This window comes from Ruegeria sp. A4 (assembly GCF_056543025.1).
Genome location: NZ_JBQGAW010000001.1, coordinates 1319884 through 1334780, shown reverse-complemented (window position 1 = coordinate 1334780; position 14897 = coordinate 1319884). Strand labels below are relative to the sequence as shown.

The following is a 14897-nucleotide window of genomic DNA, read 5'->3' as shown; positions in this document are numbered from 1 at the left end:
TGCCACAGACGTTTTGCCGCCCATGGCCCTGGTAGCACGGGCCATGGGCGGAGCGGGGGGCTTAGTGATCCCGGTTCTTCAGCAGTTTCAGTGCCGAAAGCAGGTTTGCCTTGTCATCGGTCCATGGCAGCGCTCCGTCGGTTTCGACGATTTGCCAGTTTCCATCCTGCGCAAAACTCTCAATTCGGGATTTGTCGGGGCTCAGGATCACAACGCTGCTGGTGGCGGCTCCGGTTTCAACCTGCTCTTCACCCACGGCCAGCCGCTGATGCGCAGCGGTCAGGTTCAGGCTGTCGGCAATTCGGGCCAAAGGCAGGACCAGATCGTAGAACCGGTTTGTGATGTGGAACACCAAAACCCCATCATCGGCCAGGCGGCTGGTATACATCTCTACCGCCTCGCGTGTGATCAAGTGAAGCGGAATCGCGTCTGAGCTGTACGCATCCAAAACCAGGATATCGAAGGCAAAAGGCTTTTGCTTCAGAACGATCCGGGCATCACCCAGATGGGTCTCGGAATCGGGCGTGCATTCCGACAGATAGGTGAACAGCGAAGAGTCGCGTGCGATCTGGTCAACGGTCGCGTCGATCTCGAAGAAGTCCCAGTTTTGCGCAGGCTGCCGATAGCAGGCCAGTGCACCTGTTCCCAGACCGACAATTCCGATGCTGTCGGATTGCTTGCCGAAGTCCGACGTGATGACCTGCGCCATCGGTCCTTCGGGGTGATAATAGGACAGCGGAGTGGGCCGAGTACCATATTCGGATTCGCGTTGCCAGCCATGCACCGTGGTGCCGTTCTTGTAGACACGGTAGCCCTCGCTTGAATACACCGAATGCACGCCGAAAAAGCTGCGATCTTCAAACACCGGATTGTTCTTTACCGCAAATGCGGGCAGCAGAACGACGGTAAGAACCACAGGGATACGCATGGCCTGTGCCCGAAACAGGTACAGCACCGCGAATATCAGCGCGAACAGGGCACTTGCACGCGGGATATCCGCGCTCAGGGCTGCGACGCCGCGTGTCGCACCTGCGATGACGAGGATGAAAACACTTGCCGCGATGCCCATGATGACATGGCGAAGGGCAAATCCCGGAGCGCGGACAAGAAACAATCCTCCGGCCAGGATCATGGTGATTGGCGCCTCCAACTCACGTGTGAAGGCAATCGGCGCAACGATCGAGTTGAACAACCCGCCAATTGCTCCGCCCACGGAAAGGGCGATGTAGAACACGGTCAATTGCTCGGCGGATGGGCGCATGTCGTACAGCAGGCGGTGCGCAAAAAGGGCGATGATGAACAAAACCGGGACATAGAGCAGAATAACCACCGGCGCGTCATGCTCGCTGACCACCTTGGACACCAGTACGACACCCGCCGCCAGCGCCGCCAGCATGGGCAGGTTCAAGGCGTCCAACGTCAGGTGTTTCCATTTGGCAAACGCGACGATGAAGGACAGGATATAGACCGCCAGCGGAACGACCCAGATCAAGGGGAGAGCACCCAGATCCGTGCTGACCCGCGTTGTGAAGGACAGCATCAAGGAAGAGGGGATGAAGGCGACGAACACCCAGACAGCGATCTGCCGCAGGGTCGGGAAACTGGCCTTGAGCGCCGTTTGGGCCGACGGCTTCGTGTGCCGTGATCCCCGCAAGGCGATCATGCCACTGCCAAGCAAAAGCGCGCCGAACAGCACGAAGCCGACCAGCCAGGCACGGCTGATCTCGGCCGCGCCAAAAAATGGATCCGCAACCAGGGGGAAGGCCAACAACGCCAGCAAGGATCCGACATTGCTGGCGCTGTAAAGGAAATACGGATCATCCGCCGAAGGCCCGCCCGACCTGGCGTACCAGGCCTGCAACAGGGGCGCATTTGCCGACAATACTGCAAAGGGTACACCCACACCCACGGCGAACAGGCCAAGCGTTTGCAGCGCGGTCGAGGTCGAGGCGTCATAGCTCCAGCTTTCGCTGGTGGACAGCGGCAGGAAAGTCAGCGCCGCCACCCAAAAGGCAAAATGGGTGATGATCTGCCAGCGCAAGGGCAGAAACTTGGTCAACAGGTGCGCGTAAACATACCCGAGTATCAGCACCACTTGGAAAAACAGCATAGCGGTCGTCCAGACCGCCGGGGCGCCGCCGATTTTTGGAAGAACCAGTTTGGCAAAAAGCGGCTGGACAAAGAACAGCAGACTGGCGCTCGTGAAAATCGCCGCGCAGAAGATCGCAATGGTTGCTGATCCGAATCTGGACGTCTTGGGAACGTCTAGGTTGGAAATACTCACGTTTGCCACCCGGGTTGTTGTGTTTGACGAAGGAGTTAAGCGGGGATTCCGCCCGAATTATGGCTCAACACAGTAAAATGTTTGGCTTCTGGTCGGATTGTTCTCGAAAGCAAGGGTAAAATGGGCGCCTTCAATTCTGGCAAGGCTTTGCTGATGCCAGACTTGTGATTGTCAGATTTCCAAAACCTGTGAGAATTGGAGTGAATATTACAGAAGGAATACCGATATGCGTAGCTTGATACTTGCTTCAATTTTTTCGCTCGGAGGGGCTTTGGCCGCCATGGCTGACGACATCATCAAAGTTCAAACGAACAAATCCGTAGCCGAGGCGCTGGATGCGCTGGAAGCGGCGGTTGGAAACGCAGGGGCCACTGTCTTCGCCCGCATCGACCACGCAGCCGGGGCGGAAAAGGTCGGTACGCCCATTCCGGCCAATCAAGTGCTGATTTTCGGCAATCCTGCGCTGGGCACGCCGGCCATGCAGATCGATCCGCGTGCAGGGTTGTTCCTGCCGCTCAAGGTGCAGGCGTATGAGGATGGGAACGGTCAGGTCTGGTTGGCCTATGAAGACCCCAAGGAAACGATGGACGAGCTGGATGACGTCGAAAAGTCACCTGTAGTCGAGAAGATGCGCGGCGCGCTCGCCAAGTTGACCGCTGCGGCCGCGGGTTAAGACCTTTTGGGTCATGTGCTTGCGCTTTTCACACGCGCAAGCGCGTTTCGCGCGATCAGGATGTGAAATGGCAGGATCGCAGCCAGGTAGAGGCGCCCGCCAAGGTTATGGCGTCGGACCCACGTGGCCAGCGAGATTCGGCCGTTTTCCGACAGGACGGAAACCCGGAAATCCAGGTGGCGATCGTTGAATCCTGCGATCACCTCGGTCCTGTCATCATGTTCGACCGGGAAGATCCCTAGCTTGTCGCCAGCATCCGGGCCGGTCGTGCTGAGGCCAAACGGTTTCACCAGCAGGCCGCGCAGCCGAACCAGTGCCATCGCCCATCCGGGGAACGCGGTAATGATTTCCGCGGCCCGGCGCGGCGGCAGATTGGACTCAACACTGAAGCAGTCCAGAAAGTCGCCGGTTTTGAACCGTTCGTTCAGCAGGCTGTGCGCGGACAGTTCGGAGCGCTTTACCGGCGAATGAAACATAAGGCTATCCTCTGAGCGTGGTCAGAGCCTCTTTCAGATCAATCGCCCCATCATAAAGCGCGCGGCCGGAAATGGCACCGTTCAAAGCTGCGCCACAATCGCGCAGGGCGATCAGATCGGCGATCGAGGACACGCCGCCAGATGCGATGACCGGAATATCGACTGATTTGGCAAGCTCTGCGGTGGCCTCGACATTGGGGCCCTGCATCGCGCCGTCCCGGTTGATGTCGGTGTATATGATCGCGGCGACGCCCGCGTCTTCGAAGCTGCGGGCCAGATCGGTTACCTGAACGTCGGTTTCTTCGGCCCAACCTTTGGTGGCAACCAGACCGTTGCGCGCGTCGATGCCCACGGCGACCTTGCCGGGAAAGGCTTTGGCCGCTTCGCGCACCAGATCGGGGTTCTCGACCGCGACCGTGCCCAGAATCACGCGGGCCAGACCTTTGTCGATCCAGGTCTCGATAGTGGCCATGTCGCGGATGCCGCCACCCAATTGCACGGGCACGTCGCAGGCTTTCAGAATCGCTTCGACCGGGGCGGCGTTGACCGGCTCACCTGCAAAAGCGCCGTTCAGATCGACCAGGTGCAGCCACTCGCACCCGGCCTCGACAAAGGCGCGGGCCTGCGCGGCGGGGTCTTCGTTGAACACGGTGGCCTTGTCCATTTCACCACGCAGCAGGCGCACGGCATTGCCGTCTTTGAGGTCGATAGCGGGGTAGAGGATCATGTCGGGCGGCCCTATTTCTGTGTTGCACGCGCGGGATATCGCACAGGCGGGGCAGGGGATGCAACGCGACGCTGGGTCATTCTTGCCCGCCGCTGGCTGCCGGGTCAGACTGCCATCAAAACAGGGAGACAATCATGAAGAAATTTACGTTTGCAGCGGGTTTTATGTTTCTTGCGACCAGCGCGATGGCTGCGGATCCCGTCGATGGTCTGTGGAAGACTGCACCCGGTGATACCGGCGGCTATCTGCACGTGACGATTTCCGAATGCGGCAGTGCGATCTGCGGAACCATCGACAGCGCCTTTGATGCGGATGGCAACGAGCAGCTGGAATATGAAAACCTAGGCAAGCAGATCATTTGGGACATGGTGCCCGATGGCGGCGGAAGCTATGACAGCGGCAAGATCTGGGCACCGGACCGGGACAAAACCTACAATTCAAAAATGTCACTGGACGGCCAGAACAAACTGACCGTCAAGGGATGCGTGGCGGGCGGTCTGATCTGTCGCGGTCAAACCTGGACGCGTGTTCAGTAAGCCTCAGGGTTTCCAGGTCAGGAAGTTGCCCAGCATGCGCAGGCCAACGTCCTGGCTTTTCTCGGGGTGAAACTGCATTCCAACCATCGTGTCACGGCCAATCACGGCCGTGACCTCCTGCCCGTAGTCCACATAAGCCAATCGATGTGCCGGGTCGGACACCCGGAAGTGGTACGAGTGGACGAAATAGGTGTGATCGCCAGATTTCACCCCGTCGAACACCGGGTGGTCGCTGTCCAGAACAAGATCGTTCCAGCCCATATGCGGCACTTTCAGCGATGTGTCTGACGGCTCGATCCTGACGACATCGCCGGCAATCCAGCCCAGACCATCCGTTTCGCTGTATTCATGGCCCTTGGTTGCCATCAACTGCATACCCACACAGATGCCCAGAAACGGGCGGCCTTTCTGTTCGACCGCTTCGACCATCGCGTCATAGATGCCCTTGTGCCCACGCAGTTCGGCAGCGCATGCCGGAAACGCCCCGTCGCCGGGCAGAACCAAGCGATCGGCGCGTGCCACAACATCCGCGTCCGAGGTGACGACAACCTCACCCGCGCCGACCTCTTGCGCCATGCGCTGAAACGCTTTTTCCGCCGAGTGCAGGTTGCCGCTTTCGTAGTCGATAATGGCGGTCAGCATTTACAAAGCGCCTTTGGTCGACGGAATCGCGTCTGCCTTGCGCGGATCGGTCTCAACGGCGTCGCGCAGCGCGCGGGCGACGGCCTTGAATGCGGCCTCGGCGATGTGGTGGCTGTTGAAACCGTGCAGCTGGTCGATATGCAGCGTGATGCCGCCATGGGTGCTGAGCGCCTGAAAAAACTCGCGCACAAGTTCTGTGTCGAACGCACCGATTTTCTGCGTCGGCAGATCCACATTCCAGATCAGATAGGGGCGGCCCGACAGGTCCAGGGCACAGCGCACCTGAGCGTCGTCCATCGGCAGGTGGCATTCTCCGTACCGCCGGATCCCTTTCTTGTCGCCCAGGGCCTGCGTCAAAGCCTGCCCCAGCGCAATGCCGGTATCTTCGACCGTGTGGTGATCATCAATGTGGTAATCGCCCTTGGCGCGGATCGTCATGTCGATCAGGGAATGGCGCGCCAGTTGATCCAGCATGTGATCAAAAAAGCCAACTCCGGTCTGGTTGTCATACATGCCGGTGCCATCCAGATTGATCTCGACCGAAATTTCGGTTTCGGCAGTCTGGCGGCTGATCTTTGCGCTGCGCATGGGCGAATTCCTTTTGCTACAGGCGCGCTTATAGACGGGGAAGGTCGGGGTTTTCCAGACCGCGCGTTGCGATCGCTGCAAACTGTTGCAGGGGATTGCGCCCGGCTTGGCCCCGTGTCAGCTTGCCAACAACACGAACCGATAGGGTCAATCCATGTCCACCTGCGTTTTCATCCAGATCCGTTGCAAGCCCGGAACCACCTACAAGGTCGCCGAGGAAATCGCCCTGCGCGAAATCCACTCTGAACTGTATTCCACCAGCGGTGAATATGATCTGCTGCTCAAGCTCTATATCCCCGAGACCGAGGATGTGGGCCATTTCATCAACGAACACCTGCTGGTGATTCCCAATATCGAACGCTCGCTGACCACAATGACGTTCAAGGCGTTTTAACCCAGTTCGAATGAGGTGACGCCAAAGACACGGCTCAGATCGATATCCGGCGCGCGGCCGGAATACATCCGGGCCGTTTCAAACACCTTTTCCAACCCGAGCTTTGCGGCCAGCGCAAACGCGGCCGTGTTGGGCAAAGGCATGTCGATGAAAACGGCGTCCTGTGAATGTTGGGGTGGCACGGTTTCCAGCAAACCGGCCAGCAGGGCTTCGGCGATGCTCTCGCGATCTGCAAAAAGCGGCCCGATCTTGTACCCTGTCCGGCAGGGGCGCAACGTTGCGTACCCCTTGATCTGACCATCCTCGGAATACACGCGGGACATATGGCCCGGCGCGCTAATCCAGCCCTGCAAGAACGCGTCGCGGCGGGCCGGAAAAAGGTGCCGGTCGTAGGCGAACAAAGCCTTGGACGCCGCCGTCAGGGGCTCAACGCCGGTTGATGAGGTCAGAGCCTGCTGCAACTTCTGCACGGTCGCCGTGAAACGATAGTTGTTATAGGCGAAAGAAAACCCTGAGCTGCGGTAGTTGTGTTGCTGGTCGACGACCCCATCCAAGCCGATATTGCCCGCTTTGCAGTTTTCCAAGGCGTGCTGCCAGATTTTCAGCCCGTGGCCCGATCCGCGAAACTCGGGCCGGACGATGTAGAAGCCAAGGAACGCAAACGCGTCATCATACTGAACGACCGAGATGGAAGCGATCATTTCGCCATCCAGGAAACCCCCGAGAAACCCGCGAGTATCCGTGCCGTGGAAGCAACGAGCATCGTGATGCCCCGGGTTCCACCCTTCGCGCCCGGCCCAATCAACGGCCTTTTGGACCTCGTCAACGGTAAGAGGGCGGATGACGTAATCAGACATGGGTGAATCCTGCGTTGGGCAATGCAACCAGAATGACGCAATGTCTTGTGAAGAACCAGCATGTCTGGAGAGTTTTGTATCTGGAGCGGGCGAGGCGATTCGAACGCCCGACCCTAACCTTGGCAAGGTTATGCTCTACCCCTGAGCTACGCCCGCATCAGATACAAATGTGGTCCGAAGACCTCTCAATGGAGCGGGCGAGGCGATTCGAACGCCCGACCCTAACCTTGGCAAGGTTATGCTCTACCCCTGAGCTACGCCCGCGCCGTTGAGTGAGGAGGGATTTATAAATTCCCACGCGGGGCTGCAAGCGGAAAAACACAAAAAAGAGGAAAAATATTTCGACGGAACTGGGCATCCGGCCCGTTCAATCTCAAACACGGATCAAAAAAAGACACAGGCAGAGGGGCTTTCATGATTTCTGTTGCAGACATGAAGATAATGGCGCTGGCCGCAATGATCTTGCTGGTCACCGCGATGCCGAAATCGGACGATCACGAACACAACCGGATCACGCCCGTTTTGTTGAAAGCGCCCCATGTGATGACGTCGGATCTGACCGGATAACACCCGCCAGCCGACCTATAGCGCCAGAATCAGGTTGGCGATGGCCGCAATCAGAATGGCCAGGAACGTCAGGCTCATGCCAGCCTGCCGCAGGATGACGATCTGGGGCGTGCGCCCGAATCCGTAAGCGTGCAGCAGACGCCCGGCCAGCAACATCAAACCCAGTATATGCACAAGCAACCCTCCGGCGCCCTGCAACTCCACCATGGCGATCAGCAAAAGGGCGATAGGGGCGTATTCGGCGCAATTGGAATGTGTCCGTATCGCCTTGATCATCAATTTGCTGCCCCCATCCCCGACCGAGATTTTGTCGCTGCGGCGCTGAAGGATCACTTTGACGCTGAGTGCCACGTAAAGAATAGCGATCAGGGCCGCATAGATCGGGGTGATAGCAAGCATGGTGGGTCTCCGTTCCAGCATAGAAAAAGGGCCGCGCGGTTTCCCGCGCGGCCCTTTGAACTGTAACCGGTTCGGCAGGTTATTCCAGCTCGACCAGAAGGTCCTTTGCGTCAATCTGGCCACCGGGTTGCACATGAACGGCCTTTACGGTCGCATCGCGCTCGGCGTGGATGCCGGTTTCCATCTTCATCGCCTCGATGGTCAGCAACATGTCGCCTTCCTTGACCTGCTGGCCCGCTGTTACGGCGACGGTGGCAACAACACCGGGCATCGGCGCACCGACATGATCCGGGTTGCCGACCTCGGCCTTGGGCCGCGCCTGCGTGGTCGAGGTGACCAGCCGGTTCGGAACCCGGATCACGCGCGGTTGGCCGTTGAGTTCAAAGAACACTTTGACCTCGCCCTTTTCATCCGTTTCGCCGATGGCCTGACACCGGATTTCCAGCGTCTTGCCGGGGTCGATTTCCGCGGTAATCTCTTCGCCCGGCTCCATGCCGTAGAAGAAGGTGCGCGTTGGCAGGGTACGGACCGGGCCGTAGATCCGGTGGCGACCCATGTAGTCCAGGAACACCTTGGGATACATCAGGTATCCGTTCAGATCCTCGTCATCGACCTCTTTGCCTTCCAGCTGCTTGGACAGCTCGGCGCGGGTGGCTTCAAGATCGACCGGGGGCACGTCCTTGCCGGGGCGCTGCGTGTTGGGAACCTCGTCTTTCAGCACCTTCTTGATGATGGTCTCGGGGAAACCGCCCGGAGGCTGACCCAGATTGCCGCGCATCATGTCCACGACCGAATCGGGGAAGGCCACGTCGGTATTCGGGTCCTCGACCTGTTCACGTGTCATGTTCTGGCTGACCATCATCAGCGCCATGTCACCAACGACCTTGGAAGACGGCGTGACCTTCACGATGTCACCGAACATCTGGTTCACGTCAGCATACATCTGCGCCACTTCGTGCCAGCGTTCTTCCAGACCCAGGCTGCGTGCCTGCGCCTTGAGGTTGGTGAACTGACCGCCCGGCATCTCGTGCAGATAGACCTCGGAAGCGGGGGCCTGAAGGCTGGATTCGAAGGCCGCGTACTGGCCACGCACAGCCTCGAAGTAATCGCTGATTTCACGAATGGCCTTGATGTCCAGCCCGGTGTCGCGGTCGGTATGGCGCAGCGCCTCGACCACCGTACCCAGCGTCGCCTGGCTGGTGTTGCCCGAGAAGCTGTCCATCGCGCAGTCAACTGCATCCACACCCGCCTCGGACGCGGCCAGAATGGTCGCGCTGGCAATACCGGCGGTGTCATGGGTGTGGAAGTGTATCGGCAACCCGACCTCTTCCTTCAGCGCACGGATCAGGATCTTGGCCGCGGCCGGTTTCAGCAGGCCCGCCATGTCTTTGAGGCCCAGAATATGCGCGCCGGCGTCGCGCAGCTCTTTCGCCATGCCGACATAATATTTCAGGTCGTACTTGGCGCGATCGGGGTCAAGAATATCGCCAGTGTAACAGACGGTACCTTCGCAAATCTTGCCGCTCTCGACGACCGCGTCCATCGCCACGCGCATGTTTTCGACCCAGTTCAGCGAGTCGAAGACACGGAACACGTCAATTCCTGTCGCCGCCTGACGCACGAACTCCTGCACCACGTTGTCAGGATAGTTCGTATAGCCCACGCCGTTTGCGCCGCGCAGCAGCATCTGGGTCATCAGGTTCGGCATCGCCTCGCGCAGGTCCCGCAGGCGCTGCCACGGGCATTCCTGCAAGAACCGATACGCCACGTCGAAAGTCGCGCCGCCCCAGCATTCGACCGAGAACAGCTGCGGCAGGTTCGCCGCATAGGTGGGAGCCACCTTGATCATGTCGATCGAGCGCATCCGGGTCGCCAGCAGCGACTGGTGCCCGTCGCGCATGGTGGTGTCGGTGATCAGCAGTTGGCGCTGCGCCTTCATCCAGTCGGCCACCGCCTGCGGGCCCTTCTGCTCCAGCAGGTTGCGCGTACCCATCTGCGGTTCGGCCTTCAGCGCCGGAGGCCTGGCCTCTTTCAGGTCGGCGCGCGGGCGCGGGCGGTCCTTGGTTTCGGGATGCCCGTTCACGGTGATGTCCGCGATATAGGTCAGAACCTTGGTGCCGCGGTCGCGCCGCTTCTTGAAGGTGAACAGTTCGGGCGTCGTGTCGATGAACTTGGTGGTGTATTCGTTCGACAGGAAGGTCGGATGCTTGAGCAGGTTGATGACGAAGTCGATATTCGTCGAAACCCCGCGGATGCGGAACTCGCGCAGGGCGCGGTCCATCCGGGAAATCGCCTTTTCGGGCGTCGGGGCCCAGGCCGTAACCTTGGTCAGCAGCGAGTCATAATAGCGCGTAATCACCCCGCCCGCATAGGCCGTGCCGCCATCCAGACGGATGCCCATACCGGTGGCCGAGCGATAGGCGGTGATCCGGCCATAATCGGGGATGAAGTTGTTCTGCGGGTCCTCGGTGGTGATCCGTGTCTGCAACGCGTGACCGTTGAGCTGGATATCCTTTTGGCTGGCCATGCCGGTCGCCTCGGCCAGCGTCTTGCCCTCGGCGATCAGGATCTGCGCCTGCACGATGTCGATACCGGTGACTTCTTCGGTCACGGTGTGTTCGACCTGTACGCGCGGATTGACTTCGATGAAATAGAACTTGCCGGTGTCCATATCCATCAGGAACTCGACCGTGCCGGCACATTCGTAATTGACATGCGCACAGATCCTTCGGCCAAGCTCGCAGATCTCGGCGCGCTGTTCGTCGCTCAGATACGGGGCAGGGGCGCGTTCCACGACCTTCTGGTTCCGGCGCTGGACCGAGCAGTCGCGTTCATACAGGTGATAGATTTCACCGTGCTTGTCGCCCAGGATCTGCACCTCGACGTGGCGCGCACGAATGATCATCTTTTCCAGATAACCCTCGCCGTTGCCGAATGCGGCCTCGGCCTCGCGACGGCCTTCCAGCACTTTCTCTTCCAGCTCTTCTTCCGACTGGATCGGGCGCATGCCGCGCCCGCCGCCGCCCCAGGACGCCTTGAGCATTAGCGGATAGCCGATTTCGGCGGCCTCCTTGCGGATCGCGTCCATGTCATCGCCCAGAACTTCGGTGGCAGGAATGACCGGAACGCCGGCTTCGATGGCTACGCGTCGCGCGCTGGCCTTGTCGCCAAGCGCGCGCATGGTTTCCGCCTTGGGGCCGATGAAGGTGATGCCGTTCTTGACGCAGGCATCGACGAAATCCGGGTTCTCGGACAGCAGGCCATAGCCCGGATGAATCGCGTCGGCACCACATTGCTTGGCAACACGGATGATCTCGTCGATCGAAAGATATGCGGCAACCGGCCCCATGCCTTCACCGATCTGATACGCCTCGTCCGCCTTGAACCGGTGCAGGCCCAGTTTGTCTTCTTCAGCGTAGACGGCGACGGTTCGTTTTCCCATCTCGTTTGCTGCGCGCATGACGCGGATGGCAATCTCGCCGCGGTTGGCGATCAGGATCTTGTTGAAGTCTGTCATGATAGGTCCCGGTCTTTTGTGTATGGGCGTCTTATTGGGCGGAGAATACGCGCAGGTATATCCGTTCTTCTGGGTAGAACCGGCATGTTATCGCTCGCAAACGCCCTATGATCGCAGCGCCCTTATACTTTTGCTGCGCCGCAGCATCAAATGTTTAACGTTAACTCTCAATCTGACACAGGCTTGCCAGGCCCATCTGGCCCATATTTGCATGCAGGTCCTGCCTGAGAATCTCGATGACATGTGCAGGCCCCCGCGCGCCAAGTGCCGCGAGACCATACAAAAAAGCCCGCCCGAGCATGACGAAGTCTGCGCCCAGCGACATGGCCCGCAAGATATCCAGACCGCCTTCGACACCACTGTCGAAAATCAGGGGCAGGCGGGTTGCATCCCGGACAGAGGGCAGAACCTCGATGCTGGCCGGGGCCGCGTCAAATTGACGGCCGCCATGATTCGACACCCACAAGGCATCGACACCGACCTGTTCCAGCCTGCTTGTATCCTCTGGTCGCAGGACACCCTTCAGGACAAGCGGCCCGTCCCAATGGTCGCGCAGCCATTTGACATAGTCCAGATCCGGCGAGGTTCGAAGCAGGTAACCGATATGAGCCGTGGGCGGCAGATTTCCGGGGTTTTCGATATATTTGTCCAGCGTTCGCATATGCGGCACACCGTTGCGCAGCATGCCCATCGCCCAGGCAGGTCTCTGGGCGATCTGCGCCAGAATGCGCGGGGTCAGCTTTGGCGGTTGCCGCAGGCCCGATCGTGTCTGCCTTTCCCTGCGCGAAGCGACGGGAACATCCGCGGTGAGGATCAGGGTCTTGAACCCGGCCTTGCGGACCCGGTTCAGCAGGTCTTTTCGAATATCCGGATCCCGGGGCGGGTAAAGCTGGAACCAGGCATTGTCCCCAAGATGCGGTGCCATGTCTTCGGGGCTTTGGCTGGCTACGGTCGACAGGGTATAGGGAATACCCGCCTTTGCGGCCGCGCTGGCAAGCAGTTGCTCGGCGCGGGGCCAGACCAGCCCGGACATTCCGATCGGCGCGATTCCGAACGGCAGCGGATACGAAGCGTCGAGAAACGTCTTTGACGTATCAAAGTCCAGCTCGCCATGCAGGATCGAGGGGCAGAGACGCACCTCATCCAGCGCCTGGCGGTTCCGGTGCAGCGTCGTTTCAATCCCGGTTCCACTGTCGATATACTCCCACACGAAATGTGGCAGACGACGGCGCGCACGGTGTTTCAGATCCGGTATGCCGGGATAAGTGCTGTGCAAGTCCATGCAGATTGATCCGACCTGCCATGCGATTCGGCAAGTTTTTTAAGCTGCATCCTTAGGTGGTTGCCGGTTTTCAGGCGGCGCATTTTTGGTCTGGTTCCTGGTGCCGCTTGCAACATGCACCTGGTTGCGCCCCTTGTCTTTGGCGACATAAAGCGAATCGTCTGCCGCGCGCATCAGGTCCTGCGGCATGGTGCCGTGGGCCGGGTAATGTGCGACCCCGACCGATATCGTAATGCGCGGCAAGGCCTTCTCGCCATATCGTACGGTGACGGCTTCAACCGCCTGGCGCAGTTGTTCGGCGCGGGTCACGGTATCTTCGGGGCTGTTGTCAGGCAGGATCAGCATGAACTCTTCACCCCCGATGCGGCAGGCGACTTCGTCCCGGTCGCACCCTTGTTCCAGGGCGGCGCCGACGGCGCGCAACACCATGTCGCCCGCGTCATGCCCATGAGTATCGTTGAACTTCTTGAAGTGATCCACGTCCACGGCGATCAGGCTTAGCGCGGCGCCCGTCTGCTGGCTGCGGCTGATGGACTTGCGCAGCGTCTCGGTCATGTGGCGGCGATTGAACAGCCCGGTCAGGGGGTCTCGTACCGATTGGTCGTGAAGCTGATCCCGCATGCGGACATTGGCGATCGCCATACTGATCTGTTCGGCGCATAATTGGGCCAGCTTGCGGCTCTTGTTGAAGCAGTCTTCGCGCCCCTCAAGTGCCCGCAGATGCAAAAGACCGACGGTTTCGCCATGGGCCAGAATGGGAAAGCAGAAATAGGGCCGCCCGTCATGCGGTTCGGCGTGTTCGCAGACAAAATCAATCTCGGATGCGCCGAACTCGTAGGTCCGGCCGCGCCGCAAGCCCCAGCAACCTTCGGGGTGAATGTGGGATTTATGAGTTCCACCGTTCCAGCTGGCGCAGCCATCCAGCACATCGCGTGAGTTTGAATAGACATACACGCTGCCTTCGGCCTCTGGCAGGATGTGGGTCATGAAGCGAGACACCATGTCGAACAGTTCATCCAGCGACCGGCTTGATTGCAGCCATTCGTTCAATTCACCCAGCAGACGGACCTCTCGGGCCAGGCGCAGCTGCTCGTCCATCAGCTCCCTCTCTTTCTGGGCCCGTTTGCGAAGGTCGCGAACCTGACGGCGGTTGGTGCGATGGACAATCAGGATGACAGTCGTCAGCGCCAGCAGGGCGACCCCGCTCAGCAGCGCCAGAGACAGGCGAACGCGCGTGATGAACAGGTTCCGGAGGTCGGTTATGTCGGAATAGAACTCGATCGCGCCCAGGAACGTCGCATCCTTGATGATCGGCGTGTAGACCTCGGCCACATGGCGGCTGCTCAGTTCCGTATCCCGGGAATTGTCGACAACAAAGGAATCAACTTCGGTAATCGGCTTTTCTTCGTGTTTGAAATAAAGGCCCCCGGCGGCGACGATCGACTGGAAATAGGGTTTCGTATTCTCGAACCCGACGTCGCTGGCTCGGGTCGACCAGAACACCTGCCCCGAAGCATCGAACAGCTTGAAGCGGTAAATGTCCGTGGTTTCGGGCAGAAGCTCCAGAAACTCCTGGTCATGATCGGTCAATGCGTGAAAACGGAATGTCTGTTCAAGATCGTTCAGATGGCTTTCGACCTGGCGGCTCATCCGCATCGCGTTCTTTCGCAGGTCTGCTTCCAGCATGCGATCAACCACTGGCGCCGGGGCGGCGTAGATCCCCCAGCACGCTGCTGCCGTCAGCGCAAGCAGCATCAAGGCCACGCCCATCATTTTAAGCCTCGAGGATTGACCCGTCAGTTCCGCCTGTTTCATTTGTCCGCTCCCACTACACTCTGCCAAACATCCCAGTCAGGATTTGACAGAGAGTTAACGGGGGTGCAGGGCGGTGGCGTGTTTGTTTAGAATTGAATGTAAAAAGAAGTGCGAAAAGTCTGTGAACAAGCCGTGAACAA

14 protein-coding genes and 2 tRNA genes are annotated in these 14897 nt (G+C 59.4%); 4 read left to right on the top strand and 12 right to left on the bottom strand.

Annotated features, from left to right (window positions below):
• Positions 1 to 61: 61 nt before the first annotated feature.
• A complete protein-coding gene (locus ACR0E2_RS06615) occupies positions 62 to 2284 on the bottom strand; it encodes a fused MFS/spermidine synthase (RefSeq protein ID WP_480445767.1) in 2223 nt (740 codons plus the stop codon).
• 280 nt (positions 2285 to 2564) lie between these two features.
• Between ACR0E2_RS06615 and ACR0E2_RS06610 the strand changes: the two genes are divergently transcribed.
• A complete protein-coding gene (locus ACR0E2_RS06610; RefSeq protein WP_171633762.1) occupies positions 2565 to 2957 on the top strand; it encodes a DUF302 domain-containing protein in 393 nt (130 codons plus the stop codon).
• An 11-nt stretch (positions 2958 to 2968) separates the two neighbouring features.
• Here ACR0E2_RS06610 and ACR0E2_RS06605 read toward each other — a convergent pair whose 3' ends face one another.
• Together ACR0E2_RS06605 and hisA are read right to left on the bottom strand one after the other, a co-directional pair.
• A complete protein-coding gene (locus ACR0E2_RS06605) occupies positions 2969 to 3433 on the bottom strand; it encodes a DUF2867 domain-containing protein (RefSeq protein ID WP_480445765.1) in 465 nt (154 codons plus the stop codon).
• 4 nt (positions 3434 to 3437) lie between these two features.
• Positions 3438 to 4160 (bottom strand): 1-(5-phosphoribosyl)-5-[(5-phosphoribosylamino)methylideneamino]imidazole-4-carboxamide isomerase, encoded by a 723-nt coding sequence (hisA, locus tag ACR0E2_RS06600; protein WP_480445764.1) that lies wholly within the window; start codon positions 4158 to 4160, stop codon positions 3438 to 3440.
• Between the two features lie 134 nt (positions 4161 to 4294).
• Here hisA and ACR0E2_RS06595 point away from each other — a divergent pair, with 134 nt between their 5' ends.
• The gene (locus tag ACR0E2_RS06595; protein WP_480445762.1) at positions 4295 to 4696 is read left to right on the top strand and encodes a DUF2147 domain-containing protein; all 402 of its coding nucleotides are present in this window, start codon (positions 4295 to 4297) and stop codon (positions 4694 to 4696) included.
• A 3-nt stretch (positions 4697 to 4699) separates the two neighbouring features.
• Here ACR0E2_RS06595 and hisH read toward each other — a convergent pair whose 3' ends face one another.
• Positions 4700 to 5338 carry an imidazole glycerol phosphate synthase subunit HisH gene (gene hisH / locus ACR0E2_RS06590; protein WP_480445760.1) on the bottom strand — a complete coding sequence of 213 codons (639 nt, stop codon included), beginning with the start codon at positions 5336 to 5338 and terminating at the stop codon, positions 4700 to 4702.
• Positions 5339 to 5926, bottom strand: coding sequence for an imidazoleglycerol-phosphate dehydratase HisB (gene hisB, locus ACR0E2_RS06585; RefSeq protein WP_171630965.1), 588 nt, complete (start codon positions 5924 to 5926; stop codon positions 5339 to 5341).
• 154 nt (positions 5927 to 6080) lie between these two features.
• Here hisB and ACR0E2_RS06580 point away from each other — a divergent pair, with 154 nt between their 5' ends.
• Complete coding sequence (locus tag ACR0E2_RS06580) at positions 6081 to 6320, top strand: Lrp/AsnC family transcriptional regulator (protein WP_050602861.1); 240 nt, start codon at positions 6081 to 6083, stop codon at positions 6318 to 6320.
• On the opposite strand, the gene ACR0E2_RS06575 is transcribed toward ACR0E2_RS06580, so the two are convergent.
• The 3 genes from ACR0E2_RS06575 to ACR0E2_RS06565 form a co-directional block, all read right to left on the bottom strand.
• Positions 6317 to 7177: a GNAT family N-acetyltransferase gene (locus ACR0E2_RS06575; protein ID WP_480445758.1), complete on the bottom strand. Its 861-nt coding sequence runs from the start codon at positions 7175 to 7177 to the stop codon at positions 6317 to 6319. The two genes, ACR0E2_RS06580 and ACR0E2_RS06575, sit on opposite strands and share 4 nt — an antisense overlap.
• Before the next feature lie 81 nt (positions 7178 to 7258).
• A tRNA-Gly gene (locus tag ACR0E2_RS06570) sits at positions 7259 to 7333 on the bottom strand.
• A 33-nt stretch (positions 7334 to 7366) separates the two neighbouring features.
• A tRNA-Gly gene (locus tag ACR0E2_RS06565) sits at positions 7367 to 7441 on the bottom strand.
• 150 nt (positions 7442 to 7591) lie between these two features.
• On the opposite strand from ACR0E2_RS06565, the gene ACR0E2_RS06560 reads away from it, so the two are divergent.
• Positions 7592 to 7744, top strand: a complete 153-nt coding sequence (locus ACR0E2_RS06560) for a hypothetical protein (protein WP_480445756.1) — start codon at positions 7592 to 7594, stop codon at positions 7742 to 7744.
• 15 nt (positions 7745 to 7759) lie between these two features.
• On the opposite strand, the gene ACR0E2_RS06555 is transcribed toward ACR0E2_RS06560, so the two are convergent.
• The 4 genes from ACR0E2_RS06555 to ACR0E2_RS06540 all read right to left on the bottom strand — a co-directional run bounded on the left by ACR0E2_RS06555 (position 7760) and on the right by ACR0E2_RS06540 (position 14757).
• The gene (locus tag ACR0E2_RS06555) at positions 7760 to 8143 is read right to left on the bottom strand and encodes an MAPEG family protein (protein WP_480445755.1); all 384 of its coding nucleotides are present in this window, start codon (positions 8141 to 8143) and stop codon (positions 7760 to 7762) included.
• Between the two features lie 79 nt (positions 8144 to 8222).
• Positions 8223 to 11660, bottom strand: a complete 3438-nt coding sequence (locus tag ACR0E2_RS06550; RefSeq protein WP_480445753.1) for a pyruvate carboxylase — start codon at positions 11658 to 11660, stop codon at positions 8223 to 8225.
• A gap of 160 nt (positions 11661 to 11820) precedes the next feature.
• A complete protein-coding gene (locus tag ACR0E2_RS06545) occupies positions 11821 to 12942 on the bottom strand; it encodes an alpha-hydroxy acid oxidase (RefSeq protein WP_480445752.1) in 1122 nt (373 codons plus the stop codon).
• Between the two features lie 39 nt (positions 12943 to 12981).
• Complete coding sequence (locus tag ACR0E2_RS06540) at positions 12982 to 14757, bottom strand: sensor domain-containing diguanylate cyclase (RefSeq protein ID WP_480445751.1); 1776 nt, start codon at positions 14755 to 14757, stop codon at positions 12982 to 12984.
• Between the last annotated feature and the right edge of the window lie 140 nt (positions 14758 to 14897).

What these genes read in the sequence shown, in the direction of transcription:
- ACR0E2_RS06560 (WP_480445756.1), top strand. Translation starts at nt 7,592, where the DNA reads ATGATTTCTGTTGCAGACATGAAGATAATGGCGCTGGCCGCAATGATC.
- ACR0E2_RS06605 (WP_480445765.1), bottom strand. Translation starts at nt 3,433, where the DNA reads ATGTTTCATTCGCCGGTAAAGCGCTCCGAACTGTCCGCGCACAGCCTG.
- ACR0E2_RS06595 (WP_480445762.1), top strand. Translation starts at nt 4,295, where the DNA reads ATGAAGAAATTTACGTTTGCAGCGGGTTTTATGTTTCTTGCGACCAGC.
- ACR0E2_RS06575 (WP_480445758.1), bottom strand. Translation starts at nt 7,177, where the DNA reads ATGTCTGATTACGTCATCCGCCCTCTTACCGTTGACGAGGTCCAAAAG.
- ACR0E2_RS06545 (WP_480445752.1), bottom strand. Translation starts at nt 12,942, where the DNA reads ATGGACTTGCACAGCACTTATCCCGGCATACCGGATCTGAAACACCGT.
- ACR0E2_RS06550 (WP_480445753.1), bottom strand. Translation starts at nt 11,660, where the DNA reads ATGACAGACTTCAACAAGATCCTGATCGCCAACCGCGGCGAGATTGCC.
- hisA (WP_480445764.1), bottom strand. Translation starts at nt 4,160, where the DNA reads ATGATCCTCTACCCCGCTATCGACCTCAAAGACGGCAATGCCGTGCGC.
- ACR0E2_RS06610 (WP_171633762.1), top strand. Translation starts at nt 2,565, where the DNA reads ATGGCTGACGACATCATCAAAGTTCAAACGAACAAATCCGTAGCCGAG.
- ACR0E2_RS06555 (WP_480445755.1), bottom strand. Translation starts at nt 8,143, where the DNA reads ATGCTTGCTATCACCCCGATCTATGCGGCCCTGATCGCTATTCTTTAC.
- ACR0E2_RS06540 (WP_480445751.1), bottom strand. Translation starts at nt 14,757, where the DNA reads ATGAAACAGGCGGAACTGACGGGTCAATCCTCGAGGCTTAAAATGATG.
- hisH (WP_480445760.1), bottom strand. Translation starts at nt 5,338, where the DNA reads ATGCTGACCGCCATTATCGACTACGAAAGCGGCAACCTGCACTCGGCG.
- hisB (WP_171630965.1), bottom strand. Translation starts at nt 5,926, where the DNA reads ATGCGCAGCGCAAAGATCAGCCGCCAGACTGCCGAAACCGAAATTTCG.
- ACR0E2_RS06580 (WP_050602861.1), top strand. Translation starts at nt 6,081, where the DNA reads ATGTCCACCTGCGTTTTCATCCAGATCCGTTGCAAGCCCGGAACCACC.